Annotated in this window: 13 protein-coding genes; 10 read left to right on the top strand and 3 right to left on the bottom strand. The window is 66.8% G+C overall.

What is annotated here, in order from left to right; all coding sequences use genetic code 11:
* Nucleotides 1-148 precede the first annotated feature (148 nt).
* Nucleotides 149-595, top strand: a complete 447-nt coding sequence (locus ACRQ5J_RS22295; RefSeq protein WP_432379881.1) for a VOC family protein — start codon at nucleotides 149-151, stop codon at nucleotides 593-595.
* Between the two features lie 42 nt (nucleotides 596-637).
* Nucleotides 638-1426, top strand: a complete 789-nt coding sequence (locus tag ACRQ5J_RS22290; protein WP_432379880.1) for a YciI family protein — start codon at nucleotides 638-640, stop codon at nucleotides 1424-1426.
* A gap of 9 nt (nucleotides 1427-1435) precedes the next feature.
* Here ACRQ5J_RS22290 and ACRQ5J_RS22285 read toward each other — a convergent pair whose 3' ends face one another.
* Nucleotides 1436-1942: a GAF domain-containing protein gene (locus ACRQ5J_RS22285; protein WP_432379878.1), complete on the bottom strand. Its 507-nt coding sequence runs from the start codon at nucleotides 1940-1942 to the stop codon at nucleotides 1436-1438.
* A gap of 164 nt (nucleotides 1943-2106) precedes the next feature.
* Nucleotides 2107-2397 (bottom strand): hypothetical protein, encoded by a 291-nt coding sequence (locus ACRQ5J_RS22280; protein ID WP_432379876.1) that lies wholly within the window; start codon nucleotides 2395-2397, stop codon nucleotides 2107-2109.
* Between ACRQ5J_RS22280 and ACRQ5J_RS22275 the strand changes: the two genes are divergently transcribed.
* The 6 genes from ACRQ5J_RS22275 (at nucleotide 2369) to ACRQ5J_RS22250 (ending at nucleotide 8811) form a co-directional block, all read left to right on the top strand.
* Entirely contained in the window at nucleotides 2369-3559 is a 1191-nt protein-coding gene (locus ACRQ5J_RS22275) for a ligase-associated DNA damage response exonuclease (RefSeq protein WP_432379874.1), read from the top strand. The two genes, ACRQ5J_RS22280 and ACRQ5J_RS22275, sit on opposite strands and share 29 nt — an antisense overlap.
* Nucleotides 3552-3977, top strand: a complete 426-nt coding sequence (locus ACRQ5J_RS22270) for a hypothetical protein (RefSeq protein WP_432379872.1) — start codon at nucleotides 3552-3554, stop codon at nucleotides 3975-3977. The genes ACRQ5J_RS22275 and ACRQ5J_RS22270 overlap by 8 nt, the downstream gene beginning before the upstream one ends.
* Nucleotides 3860-5170: an ATP-dependent DNA ligase gene (locus tag ACRQ5J_RS22265; RefSeq protein ID WP_432383712.1), complete on the top strand. Its 1311-nt coding sequence runs from the start codon at nucleotides 3860-3862 to the stop codon at nucleotides 5168-5170. The genes ACRQ5J_RS22270 and ACRQ5J_RS22265 overlap by 118 nt, the downstream gene beginning before the upstream one ends.
* Complete coding sequence (locus ACRQ5J_RS22260) at nucleotides 5167-7632, top strand: ligase-associated DNA damage response DEXH box helicase (RefSeq protein WP_432379871.1); 2466 nt, start codon at nucleotides 5167-5169, stop codon at nucleotides 7630-7632. The genes ACRQ5J_RS22265 and ACRQ5J_RS22260 overlap by 4 nt, the downstream gene beginning before the upstream one ends.
* The gene (gene pdeM, locus ACRQ5J_RS22255) at nucleotides 7629-8291 is read left to right on the top strand and encodes a ligase-associated DNA damage response endonuclease PdeM (RefSeq protein ID WP_432379869.1); all 663 of its coding nucleotides are present in this window, start codon (nucleotides 7629-7631) and stop codon (nucleotides 8289-8291) included. The genes ACRQ5J_RS22260 and pdeM overlap by 4 nt, the downstream gene beginning before the upstream one ends.
* Nucleotides 8292-8424: 133 nt before the next feature.
* Entirely contained in the window at nucleotides 8425-8811 is a 387-nt protein-coding gene (locus tag ACRQ5J_RS22250) for a KGG domain-containing protein (RefSeq protein WP_432379867.1), read from the top strand.
* Here the strand turns inward: ACRQ5J_RS22250 and ACRQ5J_RS22245 are convergent, their stop codons facing one another.
* The gene (locus ACRQ5J_RS22245; protein ID WP_432379865.1) at nucleotides 8812-9309 is read right to left on the bottom strand and encodes a pyridoxamine 5'-phosphate oxidase family protein; all 498 of its coding nucleotides are present in this window, start codon (nucleotides 9307-9309) and stop codon (nucleotides 8812-8814) included.
* Between the two features lie 147 nt (nucleotides 9310-9456).
* Between ACRQ5J_RS22245 and ACRQ5J_RS22240 the strand changes: the two genes are divergently transcribed.
* On the top strand, nucleotides 9457-10104 hold the full coding sequence (locus ACRQ5J_RS22240) for a PepSY-associated TM helix domain-containing protein (protein ID WP_432379863.1): 648 nt from the start codon (nucleotides 9457-9459) through the stop codon (nucleotides 10102-10104).
* An 18-nt stretch (nucleotides 10105-10122) separates the two neighbouring features.
* The gene (locus ACRQ5J_RS22235) at nucleotides 10123-10632 is read left to right on the top strand and encodes a DUF2271 domain-containing protein (protein WP_432379861.1); all 510 of its coding nucleotides are present in this window, start codon (nucleotides 10123-10125) and stop codon (nucleotides 10630-10632) included.
* The last annotated feature ends 11 nt before the right edge of the window (nucleotides 10633-10643 follow it).

The following is a 10643-nucleotide window of genomic DNA, read 5'->3' as shown; positions in this document are numbered from 1 at the left end:
CGCTTAACGGCGGCAGTTGACTTAAGATTTGTTTCTGGTATGTATCACTGTGTATCGCTGAACCGACATTTTCGCAGCTGGCCTGACGAATCGTGCGGCGCCGCCGCGCGGCGGGTATAGAGTGGTCTTTTAACCGGAGGAGACCACCATGATCAGCACCATCACCCCGCACCTGGTATGCGAAGGCGCCGCCGACGCCATCGAATTCTACAAAAAAGCCTTCGACGCCGTGGAGATTATGCGCCTGCCCGGCGAAGGCGGCCGCGTCATGCACGCCGAGCTGAAGATCGGCGAGTCCACCATCATGCTGGCCGACGACTTTCCCGACTACGACGGCGGCAAGGGACCGAAGGCGCTGAACGGCAGCCCGGTCACGCTGCACCTGTATTCACCGGACGTGGACGCGGCGTTCAGGCAGGCGGTCGACGCCGGCGCCACGGTGCGCATGGAGGTGGCCGACATGTTCTGGGGCGACCGCTATGGCCAGGTCACCGATCCGTTCGGCCACCACTGGTCGATCGCCACCCATCTGCGCGACGTCTCGCCGGAAGAGATGGAAGCGGCGATGAAGCAGATGGCGCCGGGCTGCCAGTGATGTGATACCTTACTGGTTGAACTTACTCTGGAGCAAGAAGTAATGGAATTCATGGTACTGCGCCGCGCGAATCAGAGCACCGAACGAGGCATGCAACCGCCGGCGCTGGAGCCGGGCACCTTCCTGCGGCCCAGCGCCGAGGCGGTGCGGCTGCTGCGCCGCGACGGCGTGTGGAGCGAGGTGCACGGGCCGTTCCCGCCCAAGGAACTGGTGGCCGGCTTCGTGCTGCTGGAGGCGGAGTCGCGCGAGGACATCATCGACCAGGTGCGCTGGTGGCCGCTGTTCGACAGCGGTGCGGTGTATGAAATCCGCGACGCCGGCGGCGTCGGCTTCGACGAGCGCGGCACGCTGCCGCTGCGTGACGCGCAGCTGACGCGCTATGTGATTTTCCTGCGCTCCGATAGCGCCACCGAGGCCAACGCGCTGCTGGAGCCGGAGGTGGTCGACTTCGTCGCCCGGCAGAACGAGGCCGGCGTGCGGCAGGGCGTGCTGCTGGCCGGCGAGGGCTTGAAAGGCACGGCCAGCTCGGCGCGCGTGCACTACGCCAATTCGAAGACGTCGGTGGTCGATGGCCCGTTCGGCGAGATGAAGGAGCTGGTCGCCGGCTATTGGATGGTGCAGGCGGCCTCGCGCGAGGAGGCGATCGCCTGGGCCAAGGCGTATCCGTATCCGCAGCCGGGCGATATCACGCTGGAAATCCGCGAGGCCTGCGAGCGCAAGTCGCACGCGGAGTTCACGCCGGAGATGGAGAAGGCGGAGGAGCGCCTGCGCGCCGAACTGCTGGAGGCGAAGCTGCGCAACGCCTTCAGCAAGGCCGCGCGCGGCGGCTGATGGCTGCTCTTAAGCCAGCGTTGCTTCCAGCACCTTGACCAGCGACTCGATGCCCTCGGCGTCGGTCTGGTCGAAGCGGTTGGGCAGCGGGCTGTCGAGGTCGAACACGCCGACGATGGCGCCATCGGGGCCGCGCACCGGCACCACCAGTTCCGAACGCGAGTTGACGTCGCAGGCGATGTGGCCCGGGAAGGCGTGCACGTCCGGCACGACGATCGCTTTGCCCTCGACCACGGTGGTGCCGCAGACGCCGCGGCCTTTCTTGATGCGGATGCAGGCTGGCTTGCCCTGGAACGGGCCCAGTACCAGTTCATCGCCCTTGAGGAAATAGAAGCCGGCCCAGTTCAGGCCCGGCATGCTGTTGAATACCAGCGAGCTGAAGTTGGCGGTGTTGGCGATCAGGTCGCTTTCGCCGTGGACCAGGCCTTGCAGCTGCGGGCGCAGGTCGTTGTACATGGCGTTTTTGGCGTCGGCGCTGTCGGTGCCGTAGGCGGTGTCGCTGAGGGTGAAGGTCATGATGTGTTGTTCAGTAGATAAGCGCGGGCGCGCACAGGGCTCTATGGTAGCCGATCCGGCGATTATACGAGGACTTCCTACCCGGTTTGTAGGCAGTATCCGATAGCGCATTTGCGTTGTGCGCGTTACTCTGGTTGGCAGTTGTGACCACCGAAGCGGGGAAATTATGTCCACCAGAAAAAGAGCGCAGAGCCGCCGCGACCACCCAAGCTGCCTGCGGCGCCGGCCGCGCGGGCGCCGGCGCCGGGCGCGCTGGATCTCGACGCCATGCTGATGATCGGCGAGGAGCGCGTGCATATCGATTGCGAAGAGGACGACAACATCACCTTCATGGCGGAGCCGATCGAGTGAGTCGGTGCGCTGGCTGACAGACCGGAGCGCGACTCGACGCGAGAATCGGTTTTCATCGTGACTTGAAAGCCGTTTATGCCCGCAGATATGGTGATCGTGCGCAAGGAGGGCCTGTACTGCGTGCCCGGCCAGTTTTACATCGACCCTTGGCGGCCGGTGGAGCGGGCGGTGATTACCCATGCGCACGGCGACCACGCGCGCGGCGGCCATCAGCATTATCTGACGGCGGCGCCCGGTGTGAATGTGATGCAGTCGCGGCTGGGGCCGATCAATGTCACCGGCCTGGCTTATGGCGAGCGCGTCGTGCACAACGGCGTGACGGTGTCGCTGCATCCGGCCGGGCATGTGCTGGGTTCGGCGCAGGTGCGGATGGAGTATCGCGGCGAGGTGTGGGTGGCGTCCGGCGACTATAAGGTCGAGGCGGACAGCACCTGCGCGCCGTTCGAGCCGGTGCGCTGCGATACCTTTATTACCGAGTCCACGTTTGGCCTGCCGATCTATCGCTGGCAGCCGCAGCAGGAAATCTATGATGACGTGAACGCCTGGTGGGCGGCCAACGCGGAGCAGGGGCGCGCCAGTGTGCTGCTCGGTTACAGCTTCGGCAAGGCGCAGCGTTTGCTCAGCGGGCTTGATCCTGCGATCGGGCCGATCATTTGTCATGGCGCGGTGCAGACCTTGAATCAGGTGTATCGGGAGGGCGGCGTGTGGCTGCCGTCCACGGTGATGGTGGGCGATGTGCCGAAGAGCGAGATGGGCAGGGCGATCGTGCTGGCGCCGCCGTCGGCTGCCGGGTCGCCGTGGATCAAGCGCTTTGGCGATTTCAGCGATGCGTTTGCCAGTGGCTGGATGCAGCTGCGCGGCGCGCGGCGGCGGCGCGGCGTGGACCGCGGCTTTGTGCTGTCCGATCACGCCGACTGGCCGGGTTTGCTGGAGGCGATCAGCGCCACCGGCGCCCAGCGCGTGATCGTCACGCATGGCTCGATCGCGGTGCTGGTGCGCTGGTTGCAACAGCAAGGCCTGCAAGCCAGCGGCTTCGACACCGAATACGGCGACGACGAAGCCGAGGGCGCAGCCACGCCAACCGGCGTCCCGACCACCGCCGTTGCGTCCGCCAACCCGGCCGCAGCGGCGCCAACTGGTGGCCCGGGCGTCGCCGATGTGGCCGGCGTAAGCGCCGGGCCGGACGGAGCGCTCGATGGCGGCCGTGCGCTTTCGGGCGGCGCGGCGGACCTCGGTGACGACGCGGGGGAGGCGGGCCATGCGTGACTTCGCGCTGCTCTACGCCGAGCTGGACGAAACCACCTCCACCAGCCGCAAGCTGGCGGCGTTGCAGACCTATTTCACGACCGCCGCGCCGCAGGACGCCGCCTGGGCCGTCTACTTCCTCGCCGGCGGCAAGCCGCGCCAGGCGGTGCCGACCAGGCTGCTGCGCCAGTACGCGATGGAATACGCCGGCCTCGACGAATGGCTGTTCGACGAGTGCTACCACGCCGTCGGCGACCTGGCCGAAACCATCGCCCATATCCTGCCGCCGCCCAAACACCCGAGCGAAATCGGCCTGGCCGACTGGATCGAACTGGGCATCGCCCCCTGCGTGGGGCCGACCCCGAAGCGGTGCGCACCGCGCTGTTCACCTACTGGGACCAGCTCGACACGCGCGAACGCTTCCTGCTCACCAAGCTGATTGGGGGCGGCTTCCGCGTCGGCGTCTCGCGCCTGCTGGTAACGCGCGCCCTCAGCGCCATCGCCGCGCTGGACAGCAAACTGATCGCGCAGCGGCTGATGGGCTGGACCGATGGCAGCGTCAGTCCGACCGCCGCCGGCTTCCAGCAACTGATCTCCGCGCACACGCCGGAAGAGCAGGCGCAGCGGGGCGGCCAGCCCTATCCCTTCTTCCTGGCGCACCAGCTGGAACGCGACCCGGCCACGCTGGGCGATCTGGCCGACTGGCAAATCGAATGGAAATACGACGGCATGCGCGCCCAGCTGGTCCGCCGCGAGGGCAAGAACTGGCTGTGGTCGCGCGGCGAGGACCTGATTACCGAACGCTTCCCGGAACTGGCCGCGCTGCGCCTGCCGGACGGCGTGGTGCTGGACGGCGAAATCCTGATCTGGCACGGCGGCCATGCCCCGGCGCCGTTCGCCGACCTGCAAAAGCGCATGGGCCGCAAGCAGGTGTCGGCGCGCCTGCTGGGCGAGTTGCCGGCGGTGATGGTGGCTTACGACCTGCTGGAGCTCGACGGCCGCGACCTGCGCGACCTGGCGCAGGCCGAGCGGCGCATGTTGCTGGAACAGCTGGTCGGCAGCCTGCAAGGCGCGCCGCAGCTGCGGCTGTCGCCGCTGATCGTGGCGGACAGCTGGGCGCACCTGGCCGCCATTCGCATGGAATCGCGCGAGCGCGGCGTCGAGGGCATGATGCTGAAGGCGGCCGACGCGCGCTACGGCGTCGGCCGCACCAAGAGCGTCGGCACCTGGTGGAAATGGAAGATCGATCCGTACAGCGTGGACGCGGTGCTGATCTACGCGCAAGCCGGCCACGGACGGCGCGCCTCGCTGTACACCGACTATACGTTTGCCGTGTGGGATGACGAGCGCAAGCTGGTGCCGTTCGCCAAGGCGTACTCGGGGCTGACCGACGCCGAAATCGCGCAGGTGGACCAGGCGATCCGCAAGACCACGATCGAGAAATTCGGCCCGGTACGCAGCGTGACGCCGAGCATGGTGTTCGAGATCGGCTTCGAGGGCATTGCCAGCTCGCCGCGCCACAAGTCCGGCATCGCGGTGCGCTTCCCGCGCATCCTGCGCCGGCGCGAGGATAAAAAGGTGGAGGAGGCCGACACGCTGGAGTCGCTGAAAAGCCTGCTGGCAGCGCCATGAACGCGGAACACTGGTTCGCCGAGCGCGGCTGGACGGCATTCCCGTTCCAGCGCGCAGTGTGGGCGGCGGCCGCCTCCGGCCGCTCCGGCCTGCTGCACGCGACCACCGGCGCCGGCAAGACTTACGCCGTCTGGTTCGCCGCGCTGCAGCGCGTCGCCGCCATGTCGTCGCCGCGCCCGCGCGCTGTGCGCGGCAGCGCTGGCGGCAGCCGCACGGCGCCGGGCGGCTTGCGGGTGCTGTGGATTACGCCGATGCGCGCGCTGGCCGCTGACACCTTGCGCGCCTTGCAGGAAGCCGCGCCGGACTGGCAGGTCGAGGCGCGCACCGGCGACACCAGCTCCGCCCAGCGCGCCCGCCAGAACAAGCGCCTGCCCGACGCCCTGGTCACCACGCCGGAAAGCCTGACGCTGCTCCTCAGCCACGCCGACGCCGCCGACCGCTTCAAGCATCTGGCGATGATTATCATCGACGAATGGCACGAGCTGATGGGCAACAAGCGCGGCGTGCAGACGCAACTGGCGCTGGCCCGGCTGCGCCGCTGGAATCCGGCGCTGCTGGTGTGGGGCTTGTCTGCCACGCTGGGCAACCTTGAACGCGCGCGCGACGTGCTGGCGCCGGACGGCGTCATCATCGAAGGCCATATCAGCAAGCAGATCGAGGTCGATACGCTGATACCGGAAAATCCGTCGCGCTTCCCCTGGGGCGGCCACCTTGGCGTGCAGATGCTGCAACCGGTGCTGGCCGAGGTGGAAAAGCATGGCAGCACGCTGGTCTTCACCAATACCCGCTCGCAGGCGGAGCTGTGGTATCAGCACATGCTGGACGCCCGACCCGAATGGGCCGGCCTGATCGCCCTGCATCACGGCTCGCTGGACAAGGAAGTGCGAGACTGGGTGGAGCAGGGCATCAAGCAAGGCAAGCTGAAGGCGGTGGTGTGCACTTCCAGCCTGGACCTCGGCGTCGACTTCCTGCCGGTCGAACGCGTGCTGCAAATCGGCAGTGCCAAAGGCATCGCGCGGCTGCTGCAACGGGCCGGCCGCAGCGGCCACGCGCCGGGCCGCGTCTCGCGCCTGACGCTGGTGCCGACGCAAAGCATGGAATTGCTGGAAGCGGCCGGCGCCATCCAGGCAGTGGCCGCGCGCGACATCGAAGCGCGGCCGGTGCCGGACAAGCCGCTGGACGTGCTGGTGCAGCACCTGGTGACGATCGCGCTGGGCGGCGGCTTCCGCTCCGAGGAATTGCTGGCCGAGGTGCGCACCGCCTGGTCCTACCGCAACCTGACAGACGACGAGTGGCAATGGGCGCTGGACTTTGTCGCGCGCGGCGGGCAGACGCTGGTCGCCTACCCGGAATACCGGCGCGTGCTGCCGGACGAGCAGGGCGTCTACCGCGTGCCCGATGTGGCGCTGGGCCGCCGGCACCGCATGGGCATCGGCACCATTGTTGCCGATGCGTCGTTGCAGGTGAAGTATGTCAGCGGCGGGCGGCTGGGCAGCGTCGAGGAATCGTTTATTTCGCGGCTGCGCAAGGGCGATCATTTCCTGTTCGCCGGCCGCATTCTCGAATTCGTGCGCTTGCACGAGATGACCGCCTATGTGCGCCGCGCCACCGGCGCCAGGGGCGCTGTGCCGCGCTGGCAGGGCGGGCGCATGCCGATGTCGTCCGAGCTGGCGCATGCGGCGCTGGCGCAGTTGCGGCTGGCCACGCAGGGCCGCTACGAGGGACCGGAGATGCGCGCCTTGCAGCCGCTGCTGGCAATCCAGCAGCGCTGGTCGTCGCTGCCGACGGCCGACACCACCGTCATCGAGACCATGCACAGCCGCGAGGGCCGGCACCTGTTCATGTATCCGTTTGCCGGGCGCTCGGTGCACGTGGGGCTGGCGTCGCTGCTGGCTTACCGCGTCGGCCGCATGACGCCGGTGACGTTTTCCATCGCCGTCAACGACTACGGCTTCGAGCTGCTGTCGGCGCAGGAACTGGACTGGGCGGCGCTGCTGCAGGTGGCGCGCGGCGTCGATGTCGGCCTGTTCAGCACCGAACGCCTGCTGGAGGACGTGCTGGCCAGCCTGAACGCGACCGAGCTGTCCAAGCGCCGCTTCCGCGAAATCGCCCGCATCGCCGGGCTGGTGTTCCAGGGCTATCCGGGGCAGGGCAAGAGCGCGCGCCAGTTGCAGGCGTCGTCGTCGCTGTTCTTTGCCGTGTTCACGCAGCACGATGCCGGCAACCTGCTGCTGACGCAGGCGCAGCGCGAGGTGCTGGAGCAGGAACTGGAACTGGGCCGCCTGCGCGCCACGCTGCTCGAATTGCAGGCGCGCGGCGTCGCCTTCCACGCCATCAAGCGCGCCACCCCGTTCGGCTTCGCGCTGATGGTGGAGCGCTTCCGTGAAAAACTCAGCACCGAAAAACTGTCGGACCGCGTGGCCCGGCTGGTGCGCGAACTGGAGAAAGCAGCAGGACCATGAATCACCTGATCGAGATCGCCGGCGAACAATTGCTGATGCTGCCACAGAAGGCGCTGTACTGGCCGCGCGAGTCCATGCTGATTATCGCCGACATCCACTTCGGCAAGGCCGCCTCGTTCCGCGCGCTCGGCGTGCCGGTGCCGGCCGGCACCACCAGCGCCAATCTGGCCGCGCTGGACGACTTGATTGCGCGGTTGCCGGTGCGCCAGGTGATGTTCCTCGGCGACTTCCTGCACGCCAGGGCGGCGCGCGCGCCGGCCACGCTGGCGGCGATGCAGGCGTGGCGCGCGCGCCATCCCGACCTGCTGTTGACGCTGGTGCGCGGCAATCACGACGCCCACGCCGGCGACCCGCCGCCGCAACTGGCGATGGCGATGGTGGACGAGCCGCACGTGATCGGGCCGTTCGCGTTTTGCCATCACCCGGACGTGATGGTGCCATCGTATGTGCTGGCCGGGCACGTGCACCCGGTGTACCGGCTGCGCTCGGGGTGGGATTCGCTGCTGCTGCCGTGCTTCCTGGTGGGACCCGAACGGATGGTGCTGCCGTCGTTCGGCGCCTTCACCGGCGGCCATCCGGTGCTGGCGCAGCCGGGCGAGCGGGTGTTCGTCAGCAGCGGCGAGGCGGTGCTGGAGATACCCCGATCAAGTCTCGGTTAAACCGCACTACCGGTCACCGGAATGTTCCTACGTGGGCTGCTGTGGGAGTCCTATATTGTTTGGCTGGGCCGTGAACTAGGATGAATGCTCCTGTGCCGCATGCAGGAGCAAGTCTTAACTACAGGAGATGATCATGGCAACCAGTGACAAAGGCAACAAGCAGGGCGGCGATACCAGCAAGCGCGGTTTCGCTTCGATGGACCCGGAGCAGCAGCGCGAAATCGCTGCCGAAGGCGGTCGCGCCGCGCATGAGAAGGGCACGGCGCACGAATTCACGTCGGAAGAGGCGCGCCGCGCCGGCGCGATGAGCCACAAGAACGATCCGGGCCGCAGCAGCCAGAGCGCGTCGTCGGGCAGCGGCGCGCGCGGCGCCGGCAGCAAAGGCGGCGCCAGCGAGGACGAGGATGAGGACGAGGACGAACAGGGCCAGGAACAGGGGCAGGAACAGGGGCAGGAACAGGGGCAGCGCGGCAGCCGTGGCGGCCGCAGCGGCGGTTCCGGCTCCCGCTCCAAGTCCTGATTAAAGACAGATGGTGGTGTGCTTGCCCATGGCCACGGGCGCGCGGCCGGTAACGGCCGTCCTGGCCAGTTGCACCAGCTGCTTCATCTTGCTGGTGCTGGCATCCCAATACTCCGCCGTTTGTATCCGCACCCGTATCAGCGCCAGATGCGGCTCATCGAGTCCGCGCGGATACCATGCCCGCACCAGCGGGTTCCACAATTCCCGCGCCTTGGCGCGGTCCCGCACCAGATAGGCTTGTCCGGTCACCGACAGGTACAGGTGTTCGTGCGGGTTGGAAAAGCTGACGTTCACGTCCGGATGCGACGCCAGCGCGTGGGTAAAGTCCGCCTCGTCCGAGGTGAAGAACCACATATTGCCTTCGCCATCGATCTGCTGCACGGTCAGCGGCCGGCTGGTCAGGCCGTGGTCGTCGTCGATGGTGGTGAACATGCCGAAGCGTACATGCTTGACCTTGGCGGCGATGGCGTTGATCTGTTCCTGTGAATAGAGCGGCATGATGCGCCTCCATGATAGAGAGAGTGTTGCGCCCACCTTAACGCGCCCGCCGGTTCGCCACTGTACTTTACATAACAGATACACAAGATGGATTGACCGATCAAATGATAATCATTATCATTTGTATTTTTGACCTAAGGAAAATCCGTGAGCGTACCCAGCGCCAGTCCCGCCCGCAATGCCAGCCGCGCTGTCTGGCTGAAGCATTTGCACCAGTGGCATTGGGTCAGCTCGGCCATGTGCTTGCTGTGCATGTTCCTGTTCTCGGTCACCGGCATCACGCTCAACCACGCCGCGCAGATCGAAGCCAAGCCGGTCATCACCAACAAACAGGCGCAGCTGCCGGAGGCGCTGACGGCGCAGCTGCGCGGCTACGCCGGCCAGCATGACGGCGCCAAGGAGCCGCTGCCGCCGGCGGTCGAGCAATGGCTGAAGGAGGCCTTCAAGGTGCAGGCCGGCGGCCGCGCGGCCGAATGGTCGGCCGACGAGGTCTACCTGCCGATGCCGAAGGCCGGCGGCGACGCCTGGGTGCGCATCGGCCTGGAGGACGGCGCCGCCGAATTCGAAAACACCGACCGCGGCTGGATCTCGTGGCTGAACGACGTGCACAAGGGCCGCAACACCGGCCCGGCATGGAACTGGTTCATCGACATCTTCGCCGTGCTGTGCCTGGTGTTCTGCATTACCGGCTTACTGATTTTGAAGTTCCACGCGGCCAATCGCCCGTTCACCTGGCCGATGGTGGGCCTGGGCGTGTTGATACCCGTAGTTATCGCAGCGCTGTTTATCCATTAATCTCACGACAGGACCTCCATGAAATTACGCTACTCCATCGCGCTTACCCTGCCACTCGCCAGCGCTTCGGCCATGGCCGCCGATCTGGCGCTCAAACTCGATGTGCCGCAGCTGAACGTGGCCGAATACCACCGTCCCTACATCGCCGCGTGGCTGGAGAACGCCGACCAGAAAGTGGTCGCCAACCTGGCCGTGCTGTACGACACCAAGAAGAAGGACAATGCCGGCACCAAGTGGCTCAAGGACATGCGCCAGTGGTGGCGCAAGACCGGCCGCGAGCTGACCATGCCGCTGGACGGCGTTTCGGGCGCCACCCGCGCACCGGGCGAAGTCACGCTGAACATCCCGAAAGGCGCGCTGGACAAGCTGCCGGCCGGCCAGTACACGGTGCTGGTGGAGGCGTCGCGCGAGGCCGGCGGCCGCGAAGTGGTGAAAGTGCCGCTGCAATGGCCGCCTAAATCGGCGCAGAATGTGAGCGGCCAGGGCAAGGAAGAGCTGGGCGCGGTGGTCGTGCAAGTCAAACCATAACAACAGGCGGG

The organism is Duganella sp. P38, assembly GCF_050859475.1.
Taxonomy (GTDB): Bacteria; Pseudomonadota; Gammaproteobacteria; order Burkholderiales; family Burkholderiaceae_D; genus Rugamonas.
The sequence above is the reverse complement of the archived record's forward strand: the minus strand, read 5'-3'. Positions and strand labels throughout refer to the sequence as shown.

Coding starts and splice junctions, on each gene's coding strand:
- ACRQ5J_RS22270 (WP_432379872.1), top strand. CDS start 3,552: ATGCGTGACTTCGCGCTGCTCTACGCCGAGCTGGACGAAACCACCTCC.
- ACRQ5J_RS22285 (WP_432379878.1), bottom strand. CDS start 1,942: ATGACCTTCACCCTCAGCGACACCGCCTACGGCACCGACAGCGCCGAC.
- ACRQ5J_RS22290 (WP_432379880.1), top strand. CDS start 638: ATGGAATTCATGGTACTGCGCCGCGCGAATCAGAGCACCGAACGAGGC.
- ACRQ5J_RS22250 (WP_432379867.1), top strand. CDS start 8,425: ATGGCAACCAGTGACAAAGGCAACAAGCAGGGCGGCGATACCAGCAAG.
- pdeM (WP_432379869.1), top strand. CDS start 7,629: ATGAATCACCTGATCGAGATCGCCGGCGAACAATTGCTGATGCTGCCA.
- ACRQ5J_RS22295 (WP_432379881.1), top strand. CDS start 149: ATGATCAGCACCATCACCCCGCACCTGGTATGCGAAGGCGCCGCCGAC.
- ACRQ5J_RS22260 (WP_432379871.1), top strand. CDS start 5,167: ATGAACGCGGAACACTGGTTCGCCGAGCGCGGCTGGACGGCATTCCCG.
- ACRQ5J_RS22245 (WP_432379865.1), bottom strand. CDS start 9,309: ATGCCGCTCTATTCACAGGAACAGATCAACGCCATCGCCGCCAAGGTC.
- ACRQ5J_RS22235 (WP_432379861.1), top strand. CDS start 10,123: ATGAAATTACGCTACTCCATCGCGCTTACCCTGCCACTCGCCAGCGCT.
- ACRQ5J_RS22275 (WP_432379874.1), top strand. CDS start 2,369: ATGCCCGCAGATATGGTGATCGTGCGCAAGGAGGGCCTGTACTGCGTG.